Origin of the sequence: Zhongshania aliphaticivorans (assembly GCF_902705855.1) — a bacterium.
In the GTDB taxonomy this organism is placed as follows: domain Bacteria; phylum Pseudomonadota; class Gammaproteobacteria; order Pseudomonadales; family Spongiibacteraceae; genus Spongiibacter; species Spongiibacter aliphaticivorans_B.
This window is the reverse complement of record NZ_CACSIJ010000011.1, coordinates 460,467-483,550: the sequence shown is the minus strand read 5'-3', so window position 1 is coordinate 483,550 and position 23,084 is coordinate 460,467. Positions and strand designations below refer to the sequence as shown.

Here is a 23,084-nt window from a genome sequence, read left to right as displayed (position 1 = left end):
AACATCCACCAACAACAGAACGGCACATTGTCATAAAGTGGTAACTGTTCTTACTAGAACGCTTTCTATAAAATGTGCACTACTGTAATTATTAGCCACCCGAGGCCAGATCCCATGCCCGAGCAGACACAGCCTGGAAACATCGCTGCCGATGCCAAGCCACAACTTCTATGGATGCAAACTATTTTGTTCTCCAGCACCTTACTGATCGCACTGATCGGTGTCCCTTGGTACGGCATTAGCCATGGCTTTACTTGGAGCGGCTGGCTCGGTTTTGTCCTCGTTCTCGGCGCTAACGGCATGTCCATCACCGCTGGCTATCACCGTCTGTGGGCTCACAATAGCTACAAAGCTCATCCGCTATTAAAGGTTCTCTTTGCCTTATTCGGTGCCGCGGCAACCCAAAACAGCATTCTTATTTGGGCGTCTGGCCATCGTCGCCACCATCGCCATGTAGACCACGTCGAACACGACCCCTATTCAGCTAAGAAAGGCCTATGGTACTCCCATATTGGCTGGATGCTGCGCGACTACCCCGCCAGCGCCGAAGACTTTTCTAACGCCAAAGATTTACAGCGCGACAAAATTGTTATGTGGCAGCACCGCTACTATCTACCCTTGGTGTTGTTTATGAATATTGCACCCGCGGTTGCCCTCGGTTTTATCACCGGCCATATGCTAGAAAATATTCTACTTGCTGGTGTGCTGCGCTTAGTTGTTAGTCACCACACCACCTTCTTCATTAATTCTTTAGCTCATTATTGGGGGCGCCGTCCTTATACCGACGAAAACACCGCCCGCGACAACGACTTTTTGGCTCTGCTAACCTACGGCGAGGGCTACCACAACTACCACCATATTTTTCAGAATGATTACCGCAACGGTATTCGTTGGTGGCACTACGACCCCACCAAATGGCTGATCAAATCTGCTTCGTGGATGGGCTTAACCTGGGACCTCCGCAAAATTCCCGACTTCAAAATTCAACGTGCCGTCATGACGATGCAATTCAAAAAGGCAGAGCAGGCTTTACGTAATCGCAAGGGCAGTGACACAAATCAGTTCACCGCCTTTTTAGAACAGGAATACCAGCAGTTTTGTGATCATCTGAATGACTGGAACGCCGTCAGCCAACGCTGGATGGAAGCCAAGCGTGAACACCTCGCCACGCAAAAAGACGCGCTGCAGCTAAACTTGGCTGGCAAAAAAGAAACCTTACAACAGAACCTGCACGAAGCGTGGGAGCACGCCACCTTACGCACTCGTTTAAAGGAACTGGAATACGCGCTAAAAATGCAACGCAAACGCCTGCAAATGCTAACAATGGAAATGGCGTAATTTTCTACCCTCTCAAAACAGCTTCACCCTGCCGGTTACTGCCGTCAGAGTGAAGCCGAATGTTCTCCCTTTGCTAAATCCCAGCGACTACATCGATACACCCTCAGCACCACACTGGGGCTGCACTTGAATATATCGTATAGTCTAAAACCGTGTAGCGGTGCTTAACCCCGATAAAAGCCAAAACGGAAAATCATTATGGCCATCACCGGCGAATGTTTTTGTGGAAGTATCAAATATCAAATTGACGGTAAATTAAAAGACGCCAGATCCTGCCACTGCTCCCGTTGTCGCAAAGTGTTTAGCTCTGCGGCCTCTGCATACGCGCTGGTCGAGGCTGCGGAATTTACATGGCTAGAAGGTGCAGATTTACTAAGCAGCTATCAATCAATGCCAGATTTTGGTTTTCAGTTTTGCAGTAAATGCGGATCAACCCTGTGTGGCACTCACAAGGGCGCACCGCATGGGGTGACTTTGGGCTGTATCAACGGCGACCCTGATATTGAAATTGGCTATCACCTCTATATTGGCTCCAAGGCCAAATGGGAAGTTCTGCCAACGGGAGTTAAGGCATTTAACGAAGGCCCGCCGCCACAAAATTAATCGATTCGCCCTCGCACATTAAAGGCCGGCGATGCCAACTCACCCTGCCACAACATAGCTGCGGCACCATCCGTATCCGACGTTACCAGAGGCGGCCGATATATCATACGGAAGCGTTCATTGGGCGCCGCCGCTGCGAGAGAGGCTGACCCCGCCGCACCGTCTGGCAATACATACCAGCGGGGCAAAGCCGTATCTAACTCCACACGATACTCCTCGTTTGGCGCCAAGGTAAACACATCGCTAGCTTGCAATGCATAGGTACTGCAACGCGTGTCGGTCATCGCATAACGACGCCCAGTATCGCCCTCTGCCTGTAAAGAAAAGCCGCAATGTAATTCGTTGTCAACGATCTGCAAAGGCGCATCCGAGACATTTTTAAGCGTCACAATTAACAAAGGGCTGCGTGGCGGCGCACCCTCACCGCGCTCCTCTGTTGCTAGCTCGGTATTCTGCTCTAAACGAATACCAATGCGGCTCCAACGGTAATCCACCAATACAGCTTGGCCACGACCACCTACGGCAAGCTCGACTTCCATCGGGATTTGCAAGGCATTGCCGGCGCCGCGCTTATCTTCTATCTCTACACCGCGCCCCTGCTGAACAAAATACTGTTCGATACCGTAGCGCAGCTGTATTTGACCACCACTGACATCACGATTCACTCGGCCCAGTAAAAACACGCCCGAGCTAGGTTTGCGATCCGTGAGGTAATCTAGCTGATACACGTCCGTCGCGCTTGGCGCCAATACGGCATAAACCTTATCATCGCGCTTTAGTGAATTCGCCGACGTAGATGAGCGAAAACGACTAACATCAACGCTGTTTAAGGAATAACTTAAACGTACAAAATCGCCTCGAAATGGGTCCCGAGGATCAATCGGCGCAGTGCGTAAATACACTCGCTCGCCGTTGTGCCTAATCCACTCACGCTCGCCAGCCATAAACGCCAAAATCACAAATTGGCCCAGCACCAACAGTACAATAAATAGTTTACGCACGGGGCTTCTCCAATTTACGACGGGTATTTTGCTTGGAATACCGCACACCAATCACAAACAGCAACAAACCCAGTAGTAGGAAAATAGCTGACCTCGCCAGTAAACTTTCGAATAAATCTGTAAAGCGCGCCACCGCCAATAACACGAGCATCACACAGCCAAGCGACAATAATTTTGACCTTAAATGCTCAGTGCCGCGGTACACATACAATAAGGCGTATGCTAAAAATGCGAGGTTAAAGACCACCCGACTCCAGCCACTGAGATCGCCTCCCGACAAGCTAGGCAGCACCGCAAGCAATAGCACAAACAACACCAAGCCACTTTCTAGCCACTGCACCAAGCTCGTTGGACGCGTGCCTTTACGCACAAGTGCAACAAGCCATGTGACCAAAACCAGTAATAAGGGCAGCAGAATGTATAAAAGCCCAAATCCCGGCAATTCAGACATACCAGACAGGGAAGGAAGTCCCGTAAACGTACCCACGTAAATCAAGGGCAGCCATAGCAGGCTACCGCACAGTGAAAATACGCCACTACTTTCTGGGTAAGCACTCGCAGAAACAATACGCGCAAGCGCGAAGTAGCTCCCTAATAACAGCAGGCCAAGTGCAAACAAATATCTATCACCAAGACCGACTACCGTGAATGCATACGACAGCGGCAACGCTAGCAACAAGACAGCCAATAGAGATGAGGCGCGCTGCATCCATGCCAGCGGCAACAAGCCTAATAATAAAATCCACGTCGCAAGCGGCAAATGACGACCAAACTCAAAGGTTTCCAAACCGCTCCACAACAGCAATAAAATAGTCGCCAATACTGCATGAGCAATCGATGGTAAGGCCCAGGCCAAACTCAGTGCGGCAAAACACCACAGAAAAAAACCATCAGGGTAATGCGCATCAAAATGATAAATTTGTGCAATCAACCAAATCCCAGTACCGAATAACATGGTGCCAAGCAGGTGGAAACTTTCTATCATTCGCGGGTTGGATTTCTCATTCTTGGCCATCAACAAAGCCGCGCCGTGAGCACCAAGAATACCAAGCCCAATTGCCGCTAATTTCATGTAGCGGTGCATTCCCTCCCAGTTATAGGCGAACAGCAGAATAATCCCCAGACCAAAAACGCCAACACCTAGCAGGGCAAAAATTACCTTCCCCCACGCACCATCACCTTTTGGCCGATACGCCACAAACGCAGGGTAGCGGGCATACAGAGTTTGCGCCTGTTGATCGGTGATAATGCCCTCCCGCAGCCATTGCGCAATCTCTGCACGTAACCAAGGGTTATTGTTTTCCATAGTGCTCCCGCAGAATTCAGCTTGCCGGACAAGCGTCCCAGCTTCTCGCCGATATTATGGACATTTGCCTGAAACATCGAAAGGGGCAACCCCTCAGATCAGAATATTTATCTTAACGCTGTTTTAGTAAGCAAATGCTACAAAATAAAAAAAGTCCGCAGTCAAAAAGACTGCGGACTTGAGCTTTATACTACTATTAAATTGATACTAGAACTTACGCATCAATACTATCGACTCTGGGTTCACCGTCGCCACGGAGCTACTAGGGGCAACACTGCCAGTGAGGCTGGTGTCTGTCAGAAAGTTACGCCAGACTTGAATCGCGCCACCAGCATTGGCTTTTTCTGCCACATACAAATCAGCGCCATCAAACGCGATATCAACAGGATTGCCAAGACCAGTCAGCGGTCCGGCAACGCGTTTAATTACTGCAGTAGCTCCGCTGGCCGTGGAGGCAAACTCCAGTGCCAATAGCGCTCCATCGGCGGCATCAGCAGCCAAACCCACATCGCTCAAAATAAGCGTGTCTGAACGCTGGTCGTAGCGAACAGCGTGTAAATTGGTCGCAGCTGGGATGAGCGTAATCGTCCTTGATACGCCATTGCTACCAAGATCAACGGAGAAGTTATCATAAGCGTCGACACTGCCGTTGGTTTGAGCCACATACAGAGTATCGTTTAGTGGGTCATAGTCACTATCCCACGGCGTACCGGTACCCGGCAGCGTTGCCAACGGCGCCACATCACCTGCCGCGCAGCTGCTAAAAATAACCACTCCACTTACACCGGTGTCAGACACTAAAATTAGACCGAGGTCGTCAGCAATTTCAACGCCCTTAGGAGTCACCAATGTGGTGTTGGCGCCAGAGATGGTGCGATCACGGGACACGTCAAAACCACCCCCACTACGACCATTCAAGGCACTTACTACAGCAATTCCCGGGGTTGCGCCGGCGTTATAAGCAATGTAAGCATCGCCATTGCGGTCTAACACTACATTTTCAATACCTGTTAAACCAGTAGCTGCGCTGGCGGCATTAAAGGTTTGCACCGGAGTACCTACGTTACGAGAGGTCTTAAAAAGCAGACCTGCTGGGCCAGCACCGGGATTACTGGTGGTAAGTAAGCTATAAGCCGTCGTTGAGTCTGTAATATCTGTTGCACCCGAAACAGGTTCAGAATTTAGCAGAACCGCGATAGATTCCGGCTTAGTTGTTGCAAAGGCCACATCAGCGGGTAAATCTCCGCCTGCACTTTCAAAAATATTCCGATAAACCAAAATCGCGTCATTAGATTTTTCGGCAATACGAACGTCGCTGCCATCCAACTCAAGATCAACAGGATTACCCAAACGAGTATTAGAACCAAAAATAGTCACACTCGGGGTGACACTACCGGTGGCAGTACTCGCATTGGCAAATACATACAGACGACCATCAGTCGCATCGGTAGCCGAACCGACATCGCTAACAACTAAGCGATCACCTGCTGGGTCATAGTCTATACCGTGAAGATTGGTGGTGGCACCAGCAGTTGATGAAGTGAATATCCGCGGCGTCATCGCGCCAAGATCGGTTGAAAAATCGTCAAACACCGCAACAGAACCATTCGTTTGGGCGACAAACAAACGGTCTTTAGTATCGTCATAAACAATATCCCAAGCGTTTGCGCCTAAACTAACCGTCGCCAAAGGAGCTTGATCACCAACTGCTGCCGCGCCAAATATCAACAGGTTATTGCCACCAACATTAGCCACAACCACCAAACCCGCGCTATCTATTTTAGCAATGCCCTTGGGATTTACTAAACCAGTGCTGGCGCCACTAAGCGCTCGACTTGCATCACCACTATTTCTACTGACCGCGTTACACGCAGTCACAATACTAGCCGGCATCACCGCATCTTGTGCCTGCACCAAATGCCCCGCCTGATCGACCAGCAAGCCTTCATTAGCACCACTACTATAGGTATTTAATAACCCCAATGACTCATTTCGTACCCTTACATTGGTATCACCCCCACCATTGCTGGCCACTAAAATCGTCGCCGGCGCAAAAGCTGGGGTGCCGTTTTGACCGTCTAAACCATTACTACCATTAGTGCCGGGAGCCCCCGCTGCACCTGAAGCACCATCTCGTCCATCGTCTCCGTCACAAGCGGCTAGGCCCATAGCAGCTATCAGTACAGCTCCAGCCAGAGCCGTGCGATGAAACGAAGTATAGCCAAAACGGCTTTGTGAATTATTATCTAAAATTTCCATACGCTAAGTACCTTTAAGTGAGGCAGCAACAAATCCTATGCACTGAAAAGCTAAACGGCAGAACCGCTTAACTGACTTTGACTAGCTACTGCACTAACTCATTTATATAGACAGTGCTATCCACTCAGCGTACGAAAAGGCTCGCTTTTTGGATTTAACAATAGGGAAATTTACTTAGACCAACTCTTCCATTACCCGCTCTGCAAAACCATGACCGGCTTCTGCGTAAAGATTAAAGGTAATACAGCCCATGCGGGTCAGCTCTTCATGTTGATCAGGGAATCGCGATACCACGGCGATCCGTCCTTGGTAATTAAGCTGTTGAAGCAGTTTAACAACATCCACATTCTCAGCATGGTTGGTTAAGCTAACCAGCACCGTTTTACGTCTATGTAAGTCTGCGCGCTCTAAAAAATCCCGGTCGCTGGCATCCCCAGGTACACACAGCCTGCCGGCCAATCTCAGTTTTAAGGCTTTATCTGCACTTTCCTCTACACCAATAATTTTATTGGGGTAATGCTGACTCAAATAATCGTAGGCGCCGCTGCCGATACGACCCATACCAAAAATAAGAATCTCGGCATCACCTAAGTCCACTGGGCGCTCTTGCAGCAGCAATTCACTGCGCTCCATTTTTTGCAAACGTGTGGCCAAACGCGCATATAAAGAATGCACATGGGTATTAAATGGCACCGCAATAAACAGGGACAAGGCCATTGCCACCGCTAATGTCGTTAGCCACTCCGCAGGAAGCTGTCCACCTTTAACCGCCATCGCCGCCACTATTAGCCCGAATTCGCTGTAATTAAATAGTGACAAACCGACTAACAGCGAGGTTCGAGCCCGCAGGCGGAACATCACCAAAAGGGCAAAATAAATTAAGGGCCTCAATAAAATTAGACCGCCGATGGCAAGAGCTACCAAGAGCATTTCGCCGCTGGGTAAGCCGGCGTAGCCAATACTGAGAAAAAACGCGGTTAGAAAAATATCTTTAAAATTAATAAGGCCTTTATACAGCTCAACGCTCTTAGAAATGTTCGACAACAGCACACCAAATAACAGTGCGCCCAAGCCTCCTTCCAAATGCACCATTTCAAATAGTTCAGCACTACCAAGGGCCACTGCAATACCAAATAAAACCAATAGTTCTCCGTGCCCTGCCTGTTTTAGCAGAAAAACTAATAGCGGCCTAAGCAGGGGCAGGCCTAATAAAGCAAAAGCCCAAGGCGACGGTGCCTCCTCGGCGGAAAACACCAAGTATGTAACGGCAAAAATATCCTGCACCACCAAAATACCGATCGCAATTTTTGCGTGCAGGGCAGCGCCCTCACCGCGCTCATCGAAAATTTTGACCGCAAATACCGTACTAGAAAATGACAGTGCAAAGGCCAGCATCCAAGCCACGGAGGTATCTATCGCCTCTACACTGGGCATTAACCACACTAGGCACAACAACATGCCCGCCGTTAACGGCACCACAATAGCGGTGTGTAAAGACGCCGTTGCCCAAATTTGTGGCGCCAACAATTCCCTGATATTCAATTTTAGTCCGATGGTAAATAACAGAAGGATAATACCGACTTCAGACAGAGTGTGGATAATTTCAGCATCGCCAATCTGTAAACCGCCCGCTAAAAATCCCGCCGACAAATACCCCAGCAACGGCGGCATACCCGCACGCCGAAAAGCCAATCCCGCAACAAAGGCGAGCCCCACTAAAATGGGTTCAATCATAACGACTAATCCGTCCTAATATTTATTCCAATATAAATTCGGCAAATGATCAACGCAGCTTAAGAATCAACACCGGCGTGGTATTTTTATAATGCAGATAATCAGCATCGCCATCCCACCGCTTGTCTGCCCGAGCCTCTAGCAGAGGAATACCACTAACACGCGTTAATAGAAAAACAACAAAACAAGGCGACAGCAAACCGAAATACATCCAGCCACTTAAGGCCGGCAATGCCACTATTGCAATACCGATCCAAAGCACAATCTCGCCGAAATAATTCGGATGGCGCGATCTTGCCCACAAACCTGTGCTAATAAATTGGCCCTTATTTTGGAGCTGCGATCTAAACCTGCGCTTTTGCCAATCCGCTGCGGTTTCAATGGCCATACCGAGCAGCCAAATAATACCGCCAACAATAGCAAACACATCTAAGGGCTGAGTGCTTTGAGCACTAATCGCCAAGATGGCACAAAGCTGAATAAAAAATACCCAGACACCCTGCAATGTCCATGTTAATAAAAAACGAAAGAAATTCGTTTTAATATCATCGAAGCGACCATCACCACCGTCCTTTAAAATACGTACAAACAAAAAGCCACCAAGTCGCACCGCCCATAAAGTAATTAGCGTGGCTAACAGTAATGCACGAAGATCTCGATGCTCTGCAAAACTCAGAACGAAAACAACGACGGCAATATTAGCAATGGCACCGACTAAATCGTAATACCGTTCAGTTTGATAAAAATAGGCATGAACAAAACCAAGCCACTGACACCCTAACGCAATAATCAGCGCCCACATCGACACGGTGAGCCCGAATTGCATCGACATACCTAGGGAAGACAACGCAGCGATTGTCGCAGTTATTGCCAGCATAACAAGTAGTGTTACTATGCTAATTAACGCTGACTTAATTTGCGATACTGCTGCGCTACTTGACGGCTTTTCACTCATTAAAATTTAATTTATTCCTTGGCCGGCAAGCTAAAACGCAACACAGCATAGCCCAAACCACCCGACAATAAAGAGCCCAAAATAATACCTAGGCGCTCGTCAAACATTCTACTCACACCTGTTTCTTCAAAGGCCAAAGACCCTACAAACAAACTCATGGTAAAACCAATACCGCACAATAAAGCCGTGCCATACAAGGACGCCCACGACATATCATCAGGTAAACGGGTGAGATTTAACTTTATGCCTAACCAACAAAACACAAACACACCGAGTTGTTTACCCACAAACAATCCCAGCGTAATACCCAGCGGGACACCGTGCATAATATTCTCTATACCAACCCCGCTAAAACTGATACCCGAATTGCAGAAAGCAAAAATTGGTAAAATAAAGAAGGCCACCGCACTGTGCAAATCATGCTCTAACGATTTAGCCGGCGAACTTTGCGAGGGATCTTTTGCCTGCATAGGAATAAACAGTGCAAGAACAACCCCCGCCAAGGTAGCGTGCACACCGGACTTGACCAGTGCGATCCACATCACCAAGCCTACAATCATATAGGGGCTTTTTTCATCGATGCCACGACGATTCAAACACCACAACACCGCAATACAAGCGGCGGCTATCAGCAAGGCGGTCAGCGAAATTTTGCTGGTATAAAAGAACGCGATGATCAAAATCGCGCCAATATCGTCAAAAATTGCCAGTGAGGTTAAAAATACCTTTAGACTTAGCGGCACCCGAGAACCCAACAAACTCAAAACACCAAGAGCAAAGGCGATATCTGTTGCGGTGGGAATTGCCCAGCCCTGCATTGCCACTGGGTCACTCGGATTTAAAAGAACATAAATCAACGCCGGTACGACCATACCACCAATAGCGCCCAAACCTGGCAGAATAATTTTACGCAGGTCAGAGAGCTCACCCTCTAAAAACTCGCGCTTGAGTTCAAGGCCAACCAACAGGAAAAACACCGCCATAAAGCCATCGTTAACCCACATCAACAAGGGTTTCGCAAGTGCTAGTGCGCCAACCTGCACCACTACGGGGGTGTCTATCAATAAATTATAAACACTGACGAGAGGGCTATTTGCCAGCACCATAGCAATGGCACTCGCCATAACCAATAAAATTCCGCCAGCGGACTCTTGCTTTAAAAAATGACTGATAAATGAATCGTCTGATTGCGTCATAAAAACCTGTGTGAATTGCCACGCCACTCATTATTTGGGCTTTGCAGTCTGTAAACGCCAGCAGCATCACCCGCCTTGTTATTACGGCTTTTCAAAGATCATACCGCCTAGACAGTCCAACACAAGCTATTCCACTTCTTTATCGTCTGGGCGCAATAAACAATCTGTGATAGAAAGCAGACAGGCCTTGCCCCTATCCCCAACTTGACGCAGCATAGAAGGCAGTCATTCGTAAGGAAATAATAAATGCCGAATAAATCAGAACTGCGCGGCGCCAACTTCCCATCCGCTCGCGAAGAAATGCCCAGCAACCAACAAGACATTCCCGCCGCGTATCGACTAGCCTATACCGACCAAGACTTTTTACTCCGAGAGGAATTACGCGGCCTGCGCTTCCATCTGGAATTGCAAAAGCCTGAAATGATATTAAAAGAACACGGCGTAGAATCCACCATTGTCATTTTTGGGAGTGCGCGTTTTCTGTCCCCAGAGGACGCCGATGCGGCCCTCAAAGCCGCCGAGACCGACGGTGACCCCGCCAAAATACGCGCCGCAAAACGCGAACAGCGCAATAGCCACCACTACCAACAGGCGCAAAAATTGGGGGAGCTCATTGCCTCTCACTCTGCAAATTGCGATGAGAACGAACAGCTCTACGTGGTGACCGGCGGTGGCCCAGGGATTATGGAAGCGGCAAATCGCGGCGCAATGGAAGCAGGTGGCCGCTCCATCGGTTTAAATATCGTACTACCCCACGAACAAGAGCCCAATCCCTATATCAGCCCTGAATTTTGTTTCCGTTTCCACTACTTCGGCATTCGCAAAATGCACTTTATGCTGCGAGCGAAGGCGCTCATCGTTTGTCCCGGCGGCTTTGGTACCTTCGACGAACTCTTCGAGGCCCTGACCCTTATTCAAACCGGCAAATCAAAACGGGTGCCCATCATCCTCATCGGCCATGAGTTTTGGCGTCAAGCGATCAATTTAGAATTTTTACGCGACGAAGGCGTAATCAGCCCCGACGATGTAAATATGATTTCCATTGTCGATACCGCAGAGCAAGCCTGGCAGCAAATTGTTGATTTCTATCAACTCAGCCCAGGGCAATGCATACGTTGTTAAGCATTGTCAGCAAGAGTATCAAGCTCCCTATTGATACTCTTGCTTATGGTACAATACGCGCCTATTTTTCTGCGTAACGGTTTCACATGTCAGCCCCTATTGTCCGCCTTGAACATATTCGCTTTGCCTACCAACTCGACCCCATCCTCGACGACTTTAATTGGCAGTGGCCACAGGGCCAGCACATTGCCATTCTTGGTGGCAATGGTGCCGGCAAAACCACCCTCGCCAAGCTGATCACAGACTCCCTGCGCCCCAATAGTGGCGAGGTGAGTTATGCTGACGATGCTGGGCCGGCGAATATTGCACATATATCCTTTGACCTACACCGCGAATTAATCGAGCGCGATCGCCGTTTTGACGACAGTGAAACCCGCGAAGATGCCTTCGATGTTGGTACGACTGTGCAGAACATTATTCTGCAGGGCCACGAAGCAAATGCCGAATTTAGCCAACTCTGTGAGCGTCTCGGTATCGGCCATATTCTTGAACAGGGCATTCGCTATATATCGACAGGCGAAAGTCGCAAGACCCTATTAGCCCGCGCGCTATTTGCCAAACCCGCAGCCTTAATTCTAGACAACCCCTTTGAAGGCTTAGACGTAAAAGCCCAAGCAGAAATGCACAGCCTGCTCGCAGAATTAGTTAGCTCGCCTACACCGCTAGTGTTGCTCACCAAAGACGCCAACGATATACCCGACGCCATCGACACCGTATTCAAAATAGCCCAAGGTAAAATACTGGGAGAGTGCAGCGCCAAAGATGCCAAGCAACAAGCGAAGGCCGTTCACCACTACGCGAAGCCTTTACCCATTGCAGAGGCGCCCGCCCACCCCTCAGGCGCAGCGTTGTTAGAGCTGCGCGACATCAACGTAAACTTCCGTGGTAAACAGGTACTCAGCGATATTAATTGGACGCTCATGCCCCATCAGCACTGCTGTATCAGCGGACCAAACGGCGCGGGCAAATCCACCCTGCTAGGTCTGCTCTGTGGAGAAAATGATAAAGCTTACGGCCAGCAAGTATTTCTATTTGGCCGTCAGCGCGGTAGCGGCGAAAGTATATGGGAGGTGAAATCTCAATTTGGCCTGCTCAATACCAGCATGCAAATGAGTAATTTAAAGCGCACCAAGGTGATAGATGTTGTCGCGTCTGGGCTGTTCGACTCGGTGGGTTTGTATACTGACTACAGCGAAGGCCAGCGCCAGTTATTAATTGCCTGGCTCGATGCTCTAGAGTTACTGCCACTCAAAGATCAACGCTTCGATCGTCTATCCTTTGGCGAGCAACGCATGATTTTGCTGGCGCGGGCAATGGTGAAATCACCCCGTATTCTGATTTTAGACGAACCCTGCATTGGCCTAGACAACGAGCAAAAATCCAAGCTGCTGGGCGCCGTCGATCAAATTGCCGCCCATGGTCAAACCCGTATTTTATTCGTTAGCCACCGCAGTGAAGAAGTACCGGATTGCATCAACCAATTTATGGATTTAGTCCCCTCGGATAAAGGTGGCTACACCGCCCATATTCGCGAACGTTAGTTAAAAGCGTGTTTGATCAATCGAACACGCCTTTAAACCACTTCCACATTTTCTCGCCATCTGGTGCGCAGCCACCGCTTTCAGTCGGTGCGCTGCCACTCATAAACGGCATATACCGCGCACCTTCGCACCAGGACTGAGTTAATTTACCAGACCCGCCATCAACCCACTGATACTCAACTCCCGCCGTTTGCGAGAACGGCATTTGCTCGGTACTGGCCTCTGCCATAAACTGCCGCCACACGGTGAGCGCACCACTTGCGCCGGTTAAGCCAGTTGATGCGTTATTATCTAAACCCATCCACACCACCGCCATATAATCCCCAGCAAATCCGGCAAACCATGAATCGCGGGTATCGTTACTAGTACCGGTCTTACCCGCCACGCGATAGTCTTTAGGCAAAACGTTATACACCCCTTTGCCTGTGCCTTCGCGCACGGTTTCTAACATCGCATATTGCAATACATGCACCGCTGCAGGGTTAACAACTTGCTTAGGCTTTTGCGGGTAGCGCGCCAGAAGCTTGCCTTTACTATCCGAAATTGCATAAATCGTTCGCAAGGGGGTATAGCGACCTTCTGCCGCAATCGTCTGATACATAGACGCCACTTCAATCGGCGCCAATTGTGCCGCCCCCAGCAACATCGACGGCACCTCCAGCAAAGGCCGCTGAATACCCAAGCGCTGGAACATATCCATGACATTACTTAAGCCCACCTCCATTCCCAAGCGAGCGGTAGCAATGTTATAAGAATGCGCTAGCGCGGTATGCAAAGGCACATTACCGTGGGATTTGCGGTCGTAATTAGACGGTTTCCAGAGCGAGCCATTGGCATTCGGAATAGTGATCGGTTCGTCAGATACCCGCGTTAATAAATTGTAGTACCGCGGCTGATTAAGCGCCGCCAAAAATACCGCTGGCTTCGCTAAAGAACCAATAGGTCGCAATGCATCTAAGGCGCGGTTAAAACCAGCATATCGCGGCCGTTTACCGCCAATCACCGCTACCACATCGCCGCTGTTAACCCGCGTAACCACCATGGCAACTTGTAGATCTTTTTGACGGCTTTCCAAACGTGCCAAGGATTTTACCGTCGCCTTCTCTGCACGCCGTTGAAGAACCGGATCAAAGGGCGTGAAAATTCTCAGGCCACTATTTTGTAACTCCTTGCTTTGGTAATCACGACTAAGTTGACGGCGGACTAAATCCACATAGGCGGGATAAACGCCATCTAATGCCGAGGATTTCGCCAATTCCAGCGGCTCTTTTTGCCACGCCGCCAATTGTGCGGGGGTCAACCAACCCTGCTCAGCCAACTCACCCATCACTATATTACGACGATTTTTAGCCCGCTCAGGATGACGCCAAGGATCGTAGTAAGAAGGGCCTTTCACCAAGCCGACCAGCATGGAGATTTGCGCAAGATTTAATTCGTCCAGCGGTCTATTAAAATAGTGACGCGCAGCCAAACCAAAACCGTGAATGGCGCGGTTGCCCTCCTGCCCCAAATACACTTCATTTATATACGCTTCAAGAATACGATCTTTGCTGTAGTGCATTTCGGTGAGAATCGACATCACCGCTTCTTTGGCCTTACGCCACAGGCTGCGCTCGCTGCTTAAAATGGTGTTTTTCACTAGCTGCTGGGTTAGCGTGCTGCCACCCTGTACGGTACGACCTGCTTTAATATTTGCTAGAAACGCGCGGGCGATACTACGTGGTGAAATACCAAAATGGCTGTAAAAATGCTGATCTTCTACCTGCACCAAGGTTTCAATCAACATTTGCGGTACTTCTGGCAAGCTCAACATCAAGCGATCTTCATGTCGCCCTGGATATACACCACCAATGACCATGGGGTCTAATTGCTCTTCGGCAATCCGTTCACCTAGGCTATTGCGTAACACGCCAACCGTGGTCACCCCCATATCTAACTCAATTTTGCGCGCCGGCCGATCGCCGTCGGCAAAATTAAAGGGCCGTATAAATATTGAAAAATGATCGCCTTGACGATGGTATGTACCCGGCTCATTCACTAATTTTCGAGAGCGATAGCCCAATTCGCCAAGCTCAGACTCTAATTCATAGGCCGTCAAAATCGCACCGGATGCCAAAACCAGAGGCCGCGCATACACCTTTGCCGGCTGTTCATAACGCTTAGCGTCAAATGCACCACGCACCTTCGCATCGCTATAAGCAAACAAGATAAGCAATAACACCAGACCAACCAGCGAGAGTTTCAAAAACAAACCCAACCAGGAAATATTTCGAAATTTAAATTTACGAAACCTGCCGCTACCGCGCTTGGGGGATTTTTTAGCCATTCATCACAACCAAATAATTTTCATTAATACACATAAGACTTCATTCAAAGCATTAATACGCTGGTGTTAACGCTATTACAGCGCCAGCGCATTGCAAATCGACATTCAAACCGGATAATAGCGGCACTTTACCGCAAGTAACTGGCAAATAAGATGAAAAAATACCACCTCTATGGCATTGGCGCTGCGCTGGTCGACACCGAAATTGAAATTAATGACCAAGAGCTCACGTCTCTTGGCGTTGAAAAAGGCCTAATGACCCTCGTTGACGCAGCCCGTCAACAGGAACTCTTGGACAAGCTAAGCAGCCATATGGTTCATGCTAGTTTAGCCAGCGGTGGCTCTGCCTGTAACTCCATTATTGCCGCTGCCTATTTTGGTGCCAAAAACTACTATTCTTGCAAAGTCGCTAACGATCAACACGGCGATTTTTTCATGAATGATATCAAAGCCGCTGGGGTAGATGCCGACTTTGACGGCGAAAAATCTACAGGTGTTACCGGTAAATGCCTGGTGCTCATTAGCCCAGATGCCGAACGCAGCATGAATACCAACTTAGGTATTAGCGAAACACTGTCGGTTAACGAACTAAATGAAACCGCCCTCGCGGATTCAGAATATTTTTACGCCGAAGGCTATTTAGTCACATCTGATACTGGCCGCGCTGCTGCCATTGCCGGCCGTAAAATAGCCGAGCAAAATGGCGTTAAAACCGCCCTGAGTTTTTCAGACCCAGGCATGGTCAGCTTTTTTCGCGACGGCTTAGTGGAAATGCTAGGCGACGGCGTGGATCTCATATTCTGCAATGAGGCAGAGGCTCTAGGTTGGGCGCAAAGCGATTCTTTAGATGATGCGGTTACAGCCCTAAAAGACATCAGCAAAACCTTCGCTATTACCTTAGGCGCCGAAGGCGCATTGGTATTTGATGGCAAGGAGCTGCACAAGGTCAGCGGACATAAGGTCAAGGCCATCGACACCAACGGTGCCGGCGACATGTTTGCAGGGGCGTTTTTGTACGCCATCACCCACGGCTACGACTTTAAACAAGCCGGCGACTTAGCGAGCCGCGCCGCAGCTGAAGTGGTGTCGCAATACGGGCCCCGCCTTGCTGGGCCAAAGCACAGCGAGTTACTCGCAGGTCTTGTTTAAGCACATTCAAGCGCCGTAAAAAAAGCAGAGCCCCGCAAAGAGCTCTGCCTTTTTATTTTTCGAGTAGTAAACCGTTTAATTTTTCTGCAAAAACGCCACTAACTTCGGATCTGAAAGCATACTTTCTAGCACTTCAGCCACCAGCTCATTCACCAGTTTGGTATTTTGAGCGTCGCTTGGGGTTTTAAAGAATTTTTGATTCCGCTTTATACGATACCGGCCCTGATAATGCTCATTGCCCCGTCGCACCTCAACCTCTACCGTCGCCGACATATCCATATCATAACCAACACCATCTTCTTTTGGGTGGTTATAAACTAAGGACGTGAAAATAACGTGCAAATCAGCCGTCGCTGGGCTTAAGCTATCTACGTCATAGCCCATTGCCGCCATATGCGAAGATAGCGCCTTCTCTACTGGTAACGACAAGTTATTCGCTAAGGTGATCACTGACGTTTCACGATAAGCACCACCACGACTGCCCAAGACTTTGTTTGCACGCTGATCACTTACTCGCACGTGCACTGGACTCTGCCCGCCATCCATTTGTGTTGGTGCCGCAAATGTTGGCTCAACCCTAATCGCTTGTGGACTCTGCGCACACGCTGTTATCAGCAGCGCAGCCGTTAAGACAATTCCTTTCATCATTGTTGTGTAGCTCATCACTTATCCTTGGGACAATAAATCACGTAAATCAGTAATCGCAGCATTGGCCCGAGTTATATACGAGGCCATAACTAACGAATGATTGGCGAGCAAGCCGAAACCGCCACCGTTCAACACCATTGGGCTGTACATTGCCTGCTGGGTTCCCTCTAGCTCGCGGATAATTTGCCGCAAGCTTACCGCTGCATTTTTATTGGCAAGTACGTCGGCGAAATCAACCTCAACGGCACGCAGAAAACAAATCAAGGCCCAAGCTGTGCCCCGCGACTCGTAAAACACATTGTCTAGCTTTAACCACGGCGTTTTTACCCGCTGCTCACTCTCTGCTGGGGTTGATTGCCGCGCATTGGCGTCGTTCGCCAAATCAGTATTCAGTCGCGGCCGTCCAACACTGGCGCTCAAGCGCTGCGACAAACTCCCTAAACGCGACTCCACCCCCGCCAACCAATAACGCAAATTGTCTGCTCGCGCATAAAATTGCGCCTGCGGGTCGTCTACATCACTAAGCCGTTTGCGATAGGCTTTTAAATATTTAATCCCCTGCCCGTACTCTGACTCAGAGGCTGGCACTGCCCAACTATTATTTGAAAAATTAAATCGAGGCTCGGCCTTTGCTAAATCTGTATCTTCTTGGGACTGCGACTGCGAGCGACTGAAGCTTTCGCGCATAGCTCTACTTAGATCCCGCACCTGAATAAGTACACCGTACTCCCACGCTGGCATATCATCCATAAAAATGCCGGGTGGGGTAATATCATTACCGATAAAACCGCCAGGCTTGTTCAATAACACTTCGCTCACATCGATTAAAGCTGATGTTGTCGCCGTGCCCACCACCGCCTTTTTTGCATCTTGTTGTAAATACCGGGTTCCTGGTATTTCAGGGGTAAAGCTCCAATACACCCCAAGCACCATCACCAAAAGCAAATACAAGGGTACCGCAACGGCCGCAATGCGCCACGCTACGCCATTTCCCAGCCAGTCCTGCATCGCTTCTTTCGCAGCGCCAAAGGCGTCTGTTATTCTCTGCTTTATCATGGCTGTTTTCCTATTATGTCATTTAGTGCAGACGCTTCATTTAGCACACTAATCACTGGCGCCGTCACGCTTAGCTCCTCACCACCTACAGTTCTCAAACTAAAGCTAACTGAGTCGCCTTCTATTAAGGGCTGCTTAAGATCAATCAACATAAGATGATAACCACCGGGCACAAAGCGAATGCGCTGCCCCGCCTCAATACGCACTGACGGCTGCATCTGCATCGACATCATGCCGTTTTGGTGTTGATGAGCGTGAATTTCAAGACGTGCCGCAGCATCGCTGCTACCCGCTTGCAGCTCTACGACTTCAGTACCAGAATTTTCCACACTAAAAAATGCAGCGGTATTCCGCTGATTTGGCGGTAAACCACGAACATAGGCACTTTTAATCTCAAGCGCCTGCGTCACAACTGGCATCGCAAGACATATAAACAGGGCGCAAGCCCTAAACTTCACCACAATTTTCCCCCAGAATAGCCGCACCAACATACACAGCACATATTAAAATACCTGCATGTTGGCACCAAAGTTATACTCAAACGTCCAAGCTATCGAATTTAACGTATCATACCGCTACAGCGTAAGTGATTGTATTTATGAAGCCGTTTTTATTATTGGTAATTCTGCTATTAGCCGGCCCGGCTTACAGCGCAGATGATTTTTTTTCCGCCCCCAAACCTGTGGCATTTGGCGACAGTGCGCCGACATTTCTACCGGTTGAAGAGGCATACCAGTCACAGCTGCTGTGGAATGAACAGAACTTACTGCTAAATTGGACCGCAGCGGAAGGCTATTATCTATACAAAGAGCGATTCGCGATTAAAGCGAGCCTCAATGGCAAACCCGTCGATATCGCAACAGACTTCGACGCCGGCAAACTAAAACAAGACCCAAATTTTGGCGAAACAGAAGTCTATTACCACGGTACAAGTATCACCCTAAGCGAACTACCCCCAAACCCCTTTACACTCTCGGTCACCTCACAGGGCTGCGCCGATGCCGGACTTTGCTACCCGCCGCAAACTCAGTATTACCACGTTGATCCCCAGCAACGCCTTGTCAATCAAACCGACTCGACAAGTACCACTACCCGCTCGGTTACGCTGTCAGGCGAAACCGAGGGCAATCACGCCCTGTGGCTTATTTTACTTTTCGCCGCGCTCGGTGGCGCCATCCTAAATCTCATGCCCTGCGTGTTCCCCGTACTCGGCCTAAAAGTGCTGAGCTTTACTAATACAAATGAAGGCAGTCCGCTAAAACACGGCTTCATTTATAGTGCCGGCGTAGTCAGCAGCTTTGTATTGGTAGCGGGTGTGTTAATTGCCTTGCAACAGGCTGGCCAAGCCATTGGCTGGGGCTTTCAACTGCAAACACCATGGTTTGTTGCACTGCTGGCCAGCTTATTTTTTGTGCTGGCACTCAACCTCTTTGGCTTGTTTGAGATTGGCGGCAGCTGGATGAATGTCGGCAGCGATTTAAGTCGCGACAAAGGCTATCGCGGTAGTTTTTTCACCGGTGTCCTCGCCACCGTCGTCGCCAGCCCCTGCACCGCACCCTTTATGGGCACCGCCGTCGGCTTCGCCGCCAGCCAACCCGCGTTTATTGCACTATTAGTATTTGCCTTTATCGGCATGGGCATGGCGCTGCCCGTACTGCTGCTGACCCTGTTTCCCACTGGCTTGCGCAAACTACCCAAGCCCGGCAACTGGATGATTACACTGCGCCAACTTCTCGGCTTTCCGCTACTGGCAACGGCCATTTGGCTAGCGTGGGTCATTGGTCGCCAAACTGGCGCCAACGGTATGGCTATCACGCACTTAACATGGCTACTAATTGGTTTCGGATTATGGCTACATGGCCACGGCAAAAAAATATTAGCGGCACTCACCATCATTGCTAGCCTCGCAGGCCTCGTCATCAGCTTAAACTCACCGTCGAGTGAGTCAAAACTGGCAAGTGATCAGTTTAACAAAAGTGAAATTCAACGACTGCGGGAAAATGGCCAGAACGTCTTTCTTGATGTCACCGCCGACTGGTGTATCACCTGCGCGGCCAACGAAACGCTGGTTCTCAATACCAAAACGATTCGCGATGCATTTATTAAGCACAATGTGCACTATTTAATCGCCGACTGGACCCGCTACGATCCCGCTATCACTGCGCTATTAGCCGAATATCAGCGCAATGGTATTCCTCTATACGTATACTACCCTGCCGATCTCAGCGCGACGGCAATTATGCTGCCCCAAGTACTGACCAAACCAATGATCATTGAGCTACTAAACAGATAAGATTAGCCGCTTACAGTGTTAACACCGAAAACACTGCTGCTTACAAAACTCCAGCTAACTTCTGGAAACTTGCAGGCAACTGGACGCTATCTTAAAAAATTCACGCTATGCGTTGGACTCATAAATCCAAATAAGGCACAATCGCGCTATACTCTGATTGGCTCATTCAAGCAGTAACTTATGGCATCGATACTCGTTCTTCACGGCCCTAATCTAAATCTACTCGGCACCCGTGAACCCGGCGTTTACGGCAGCGACACGCTGGCGGATATTGATGCGCGACTACAGCTCAGCGCCAAAGAGCGGGGTCACCACCTGCAAGCTATGCAAAGCAATGCTGAATACGAGCTAATAGACCGCATTCATCTGGCCCGACCAGAAGGCATTAATTTTATTATTTTTAATCCGGCAGCGTTTACCCACACTAGCATTGCCCTGCGCGACGCTCTGCTTGCGGTCGACATTCCCTTTATTGAAGTACATCTGTCCAATGTGCATGCACGGGACAGTTTTCGTCACCACTCCTATTTTTCGGACATTGCCCGCGGTGTCATCTGCGGTCTGGGCGCCCAAGGCTACCAGTTCGCGCTACACGCAGCGATGGACCAATTAAACCAATAATTTCATTAAACTTAGCCCATTCAAGAGAGCGACTATGGATATTAGAAAAGTAAAAAAATTGATCGAGCTACTCGAAGAGTCAAACATCGATGAACTAGAAATTAAAGAAGGCGAAGAATCTGTACGCATCAGTCGTAACAGCGCCGCCAAAGGCATGCCAGCACCACAGTATATTGGCCAACCCATGATGCAAGCACCTATGGCTGCGCCCGCACCAGCCGCTGCACCGGCAGAAGCTCCAAAAGCTGCCGGACCAACTGGTCATGTGATCAAATCGCCCATGGTTGGCACCTTCTATCGCTCACCCTCGCCATCATCACCTGCCTTTATCGAGGTTGGCCAACACGTGAAAGTCGGCGATGTGATTTGTATCGTTGAAGCAATGAAAATGATGAACCAGATCGAATCCGACAAAGCTGGCGTGATCGAGGCCATTCTTGTAGATGACGCAGAGCCTGTAGAATTCGATCAATCCCTGATCACTATTGTGTAAAACCGGCCTAGCCGGAACAAACAATTGTCCGATCAACGCACCCAAAAGGGATTGATTACAGATGCTTAAAAAAGTTGTCATTGCCAACCGCGGCGAGATTGCACTGCGTATTCTTCGCGCCTGCAAAGAGCTTGGCATTAAGACCGTCGCAGTCCACTCCACTGCAGACCGCGAGCTAATGCATGTTCGCCTTGCAGATGAGTCAGTCTGCATCGGCCCCGCTCCGTCGCCTGCCAGCTACCTAAATATTCCGGCTATTATTAGCGCTGCTGAAGTCACCGATGCCGTGGGTATTCACCCCGGCTACGGCTTCTTAGCTGAAAATGCCGACTTTGCAGAACAAGTCGAGAAAAGTGGCTTCGTCTTCATTGGCCCCACCCCCGACCTTATCCGCATGATGGGTGACAAGGTCTCTGCCATTAAGGCAATGAAGAAAGCTGGCGTACCTACCGTGCCCGGCTCAGACGGCCCAATTACTGACGATAATGACCACACCCTAGCGGTGGCCAAGCGTATCGGTTACCCCGTTATTATTAAAGCTGCCGCCGGTGGCGGTGGCCGTGGTATGCGCGTGGTGCACAGCGAAGCTGCGCTGCTAAATGCGGTGTACGTTACCCAATCAGAAGCCTCGGCTGCCTTTGGCGACGGCACGGTTTACATCGAGAAATTCCTCGAAAACCCACGCCATGTCGAAATTCAAGTTTTAGCCGATGGCCAAGGTAGTGCAATTCACCTCGGTGACAGGGACTGCTCATTGCAACGCCGTCACCAGAAGGTGCTTGAAGAAGCACCAGCGCCTGGCATTCCAGACGATATTCGCAATCAGGTCGCAAAATCCTGCGTAGATGCCTGTATTGCTATTAACTACCGTGGTGCGGGCACCTTCGAGTTCCTATACGAAAACGGCCAGTTCTTCTTTATCGAGATGAACACCCGAATTCAGGTTGAGCATCCCGTCAGTGAAATGGTAACCGGTGTTGACTTGATCAAACAGCAGCTACTGATTGCCGGCGGTGAGAAATTATCTATCACGCAGGACGATATCAAAATCAAGGGCCATGCCTTTGAATGCCGCATCAACGCTGAAGACCCCAAAACCTTTATGCCCTGCCCAGGCTTGATAAAACATTATCACGCGCCAGGCGGACTCGGCGTACGCGTGGACTCACATTTATACAGTGGTTACACCGTGCCCCCCCATTACGATTCGATGATCGCTAAAATCATCACTTGGGGTGACAGTCGGGAGATCGCTCTGAGCCGTATGCGCAATGCACTCGACGAATTAGTGGTAGACGGCATTCGCACCAACACCGAATTACATCGAGATTTAGTGCGAGATGCGGCCTTCCGCGAAGGTGGCGTTAGCATCCACTACTTAGAGAAAAAACTTAAGCTCTAAGCAGCCTAAGTCTGTAACATATCAGGGGCCTGTTTTCGGAT

Annotated in this window: 19 protein-coding genes; 9 read left to right on the top strand and 10 right to left on the bottom strand. The window is 49.5% G+C overall.

Translation table 11 applies throughout. The annotated features are described in order from the left end of the window. The first annotated feature begins 114 nt into the window (after positions 1 to 114). Both GVJ32_RS06675 and GVJ32_RS06670 read left to right on the top strand, forming a co-directional pair. Positions 115 to 1,338, top strand: coding sequence for an acyl-CoA desaturase (locus GVJ32_RS06675; protein ID WP_159239252.1), 1,224 nt, complete (start codon positions 115 to 117; stop codon positions 1,336 to 1,338). Between the two features lie 198 nt (positions 1,339 to 1,536). After that, on the top strand, positions 1,537 to 1,941 hold the full coding sequence (locus tag GVJ32_RS06670) for a GFA family protein (RefSeq protein ID WP_159239251.1): 405 nt from the start codon (positions 1,537 to 1,539) through the stop codon (positions 1,939 to 1,941). Here GVJ32_RS06670 and GVJ32_RS06665 read toward each other — a convergent pair. From GVJ32_RS06665 to nhaA, 6 genes are all read right to left on the bottom strand, one after another. Next, positions 1,938 to 2,942, bottom strand: coding sequence for a GDYXXLXY domain-containing protein (locus GVJ32_RS06665; protein ID WP_159239250.1), 1,005 nt, complete (start codon positions 2,940 to 2,942; stop codon positions 1,938 to 1,940). The two genes, GVJ32_RS06670 and GVJ32_RS06665, sit on opposite strands and share 4 nt — an antisense overlap. After that, the gene (locus tag GVJ32_RS06660) at positions 2,935 to 4,248 is read right to left on the bottom strand and encodes a DUF2157 domain-containing protein (protein ID WP_159239249.1); all 1,314 of its coding nucleotides are present in this window, start codon (positions 4,246 to 4,248) and stop codon (positions 2,935 to 2,937) included. The genes GVJ32_RS06665 and GVJ32_RS06660 overlap by 8 nt, the downstream gene beginning before the upstream one ends. Positions 4,249 to 4,455: 207 nt before the next feature. Continuing rightward, positions 4,456 to 6,507, bottom strand: coding sequence for a hypothetical protein (locus GVJ32_RS06655; RefSeq protein ID WP_159239248.1), 2,052 nt, complete (start codon positions 6,505 to 6,507; stop codon positions 4,456 to 4,458). A gap of 174 nt (positions 6,508 to 6,681) precedes the next feature. After that, positions 6,682 to 8,241: a cation:proton antiporter family protein gene (locus GVJ32_RS06650; protein ID WP_159239247.1), complete on the bottom strand. Its 1,560-nt coding sequence runs from the start codon at positions 8,239 to 8,241 to the stop codon at positions 6,682 to 6,684. Positions 8,242 to 8,290: 49 nt separating this feature from the next. Beyond that, positions 8,291 to 9,196, bottom strand: coding sequence for a DUF1295 domain-containing protein (locus tag GVJ32_RS06645; RefSeq protein ID WP_159239246.1), 906 nt, complete (start codon positions 9,194 to 9,196; stop codon positions 8,291 to 8,293). 11 nt (positions 9,197 to 9,207) lie between these two features. Then, a complete protein-coding gene (gene nhaA / locus GVJ32_RS06640) occupies positions 9,208 to 10,392 on the bottom strand; it encodes a Na+/H+ antiporter NhaA (RefSeq protein ID WP_159239245.1) in 1,185 nt (394 codons plus the stop codon). Between the two features lie 246 nt (positions 10,393 to 10,638). On the opposite strand from nhaA, the gene GVJ32_RS06635 reads away from it, so the two are divergent. After that, complete coding sequence (locus tag GVJ32_RS06635) at positions 10,639 to 11,514, top strand: TIGR00730 family Rossman fold protein (RefSeq protein WP_159239244.1); 876 nt, start codon at positions 10,639 to 10,641, stop codon at positions 11,512 to 11,514. An 86-nt stretch (positions 11,515 to 11,600) separates the two neighbouring features. Then, the gene (locus GVJ32_RS06630) at positions 11,601 to 13,055 is read left to right on the top strand and encodes an ATP-binding cassette domain-containing protein (protein ID WP_159239243.1); all 1,455 of its coding nucleotides are present in this window, start codon (positions 11,601 to 11,603) and stop codon (positions 13,053 to 13,055) included. A gap of 16 nt (positions 13,056 to 13,071) precedes the next feature. On the opposite strand, the gene mrcB is transcribed toward GVJ32_RS06630, so the two are convergent. After that, on the bottom strand, positions 13,072 to 15,381 hold the full coding sequence (gene mrcB / locus GVJ32_RS06625) for a penicillin-binding protein 1B (protein WP_235035069.1): 2,310 nt from the start codon (positions 15,379 to 15,381) through the stop codon (positions 13,072 to 13,074). A gap of 153 nt (positions 15,382 to 15,534) precedes the next feature. Here mrcB and GVJ32_RS06620 point away from each other — a divergent pair, with 153 nt between their 5' ends. Further along, positions 15,535 to 16,530 (top strand): adenosine kinase, encoded by a 996-nt coding sequence (locus GVJ32_RS06620; RefSeq protein ID WP_159239242.1) that lies wholly within the window; start codon positions 15,535 to 15,537, stop codon positions 16,528 to 16,530. 75 nt (positions 16,531 to 16,605) lie between these two features. Here the strand turns inward: GVJ32_RS06620 and GVJ32_RS06615 are convergent, their stop codons facing one another. The 3 genes from GVJ32_RS06615 to GVJ32_RS06605 are packed head-to-tail and all read right to left on the bottom strand — an operon-like array spanning position 16,606 to position 18,725. Further along, the gene (locus GVJ32_RS06615; protein ID WP_159239241.1) at positions 16,606 to 17,193 is read right to left on the bottom strand and encodes a YajG family lipoprotein; all 588 of its coding nucleotides are present in this window, start codon (positions 17,191 to 17,193) and stop codon (positions 16,606 to 16,608) included. A 3-nt stretch (positions 17,194 to 17,196) separates the two neighbouring features. After that, a complete protein-coding gene (locus GVJ32_RS06610; protein WP_235035079.1) occupies positions 17,197 to 18,186 on the bottom strand; it encodes a DUF2333 family protein in 990 nt (329 codons plus the stop codon). A gap of 44 nt (positions 18,187 to 18,230) precedes the next feature. Beyond that, positions 18,231 to 18,725: a copper chaperone PCu(A)C gene (locus GVJ32_RS06605; protein ID WP_235035068.1), complete on the bottom strand. Its 495-nt coding sequence runs from the start codon at positions 18,723 to 18,725 to the stop codon at positions 18,231 to 18,233. A 107-nt stretch (positions 18,726 to 18,832) separates the two neighbouring features. On the opposite strand from GVJ32_RS06605, the gene GVJ32_RS06600 reads away from it, so the two are divergent. The 4 genes from GVJ32_RS06600 to accC all read left to right on the top strand — a co-directional run bounded on the left by GVJ32_RS06600 (position 18,833) and on the right by accC (position 23,043). Next, positions 18,833 to 20,527, top strand: coding sequence for a protein-disulfide reductase DsbD family protein (locus tag GVJ32_RS06600; RefSeq protein WP_159239239.1), 1,695 nt, complete (start codon positions 18,833 to 18,835; stop codon positions 20,525 to 20,527). Between the two features lie 180 nt (positions 20,528 to 20,707). Further along, complete coding sequence (gene aroQ, locus GVJ32_RS06595; protein ID WP_159239238.1) at positions 20,708 to 21,148, top strand: type II 3-dehydroquinate dehydratase; 441 nt, start codon at positions 20,708 to 20,710, stop codon at positions 21,146 to 21,148. Between the two features lie 34 nt (positions 21,149 to 21,182). Next, positions 21,183 to 21,641, top strand: a complete 459-nt coding sequence (gene accB, locus GVJ32_RS06590; RefSeq protein WP_159239237.1) for an acetyl-CoA carboxylase biotin carboxyl carrier protein — start codon at positions 21,183 to 21,185, stop codon at positions 21,639 to 21,641. Positions 21,642 to 21,702: 61 nt separating this feature from the next. Next, positions 21,703 to 23,043, top strand: a complete 1,341-nt coding sequence (accC, locus tag GVJ32_RS06585) for an acetyl-CoA carboxylase biotin carboxylase subunit (protein WP_159239236.1) — start codon at positions 21,703 to 21,705, stop codon at positions 23,041 to 23,043. Positions 23,044 to 23,084 lie beyond the last annotated feature (41 nt).

Coding starts and splice junctions, on each gene's coding strand:
- GVJ32_RS06675 (WP_159239252.1), top strand. CDS start 115: ATGCCCGAGCAGACACAGCCTGGAAACATCGCTGCCGATGCCAAGCCA.
- GVJ32_RS06670 (WP_159239251.1), top strand. CDS start 1,537: ATGGCCATCACCGGCGAATGTTTTTGTGGAAGTATCAAATATCAAATT.
- GVJ32_RS06660 (WP_159239249.1), bottom strand. CDS start 4,248: ATGGAAAACAATAACCCTTGGTTACGTGCAGAGATTGCGCAATGGCTG.
- GVJ32_RS06655 (WP_159239248.1), bottom strand. CDS start 6,507: ATGGAAATTTTAGATAATAATTCACAAAGCCGTTTTGGCTATACTTCG.
- GVJ32_RS06650 (WP_159239247.1), bottom strand. CDS start 8,241: ATGATTGAACCCATTTTAGTGGGGCTCGCCTTTGTTGCGGGATTGGCT.
- GVJ32_RS06645 (WP_159239246.1), bottom strand. CDS start 9,196: ATGAGTGAAAAGCCGTCAAGTAGCGCAGCAGTATCGCAAATTAAGTCA.
- nhaA (WP_159239245.1), bottom strand. CDS start 10,392: ATGACGCAATCAGACGATTCATTTATCAGTCATTTTTTAAAGCAAGAG.
- GVJ32_RS06635 (WP_159239244.1), top strand. CDS start 10,639: ATGCCGAATAAATCAGAACTGCGCGGCGCCAACTTCCCATCCGCTCGC.
- GVJ32_RS06630 (WP_159239243.1), top strand. CDS start 11,601: ATGTCAGCCCCTATTGTCCGCCTTGAACATATTCGCTTTGCCTACCAA.
- mrcB (WP_235035069.1), bottom strand. CDS start 15,381: ATGGCTAAAAAATCCCCCAAGCGCGGTAGCGGCAGGTTTCGTAAATTT.
- GVJ32_RS06620 (WP_159239242.1), top strand. CDS start 15,535: ATGAAAAAATACCACCTCTATGGCATTGGCGCTGCGCTGGTCGACACC.
- GVJ32_RS06615 (WP_159239241.1), bottom strand. CDS start 17,193: ATGAGCTACACAACAATGATGAAAGGAATTGTCTTAACGGCTGCGCTG.
- GVJ32_RS06610 (WP_235035079.1), bottom strand. CDS start 18,186: ATGCAGGACTGGCTGGGAAATGGCGTAGCGTGGCGCATTGCGGCCGTT.
- GVJ32_RS06605 (WP_235035068.1), bottom strand. CDS start 18,725: ATGTTGGTGCGGCTATTCTGGGGGAAAATTGTGGTGAAGTTTAGGGCT.
- GVJ32_RS06600 (WP_159239239.1), top strand. CDS start 18,833: ATGAAGCCGTTTTTATTATTGGTAATTCTGCTATTAGCCGGCCCGGCT.
- aroQ (WP_159239238.1), top strand. CDS start 20,708: ATGGCATCGATACTCGTTCTTCACGGCCCTAATCTAAATCTACTCGGC.
- accB (WP_159239237.1), top strand. CDS start 21,183: ATGGATATTAGAAAAGTAAAAAAATTGATCGAGCTACTCGAAGAGTCA.
- accC (WP_159239236.1), top strand. CDS start 21,703: ATGCTTAAAAAAGTTGTCATTGCCAACCGCGGCGAGATTGCACTGCGT.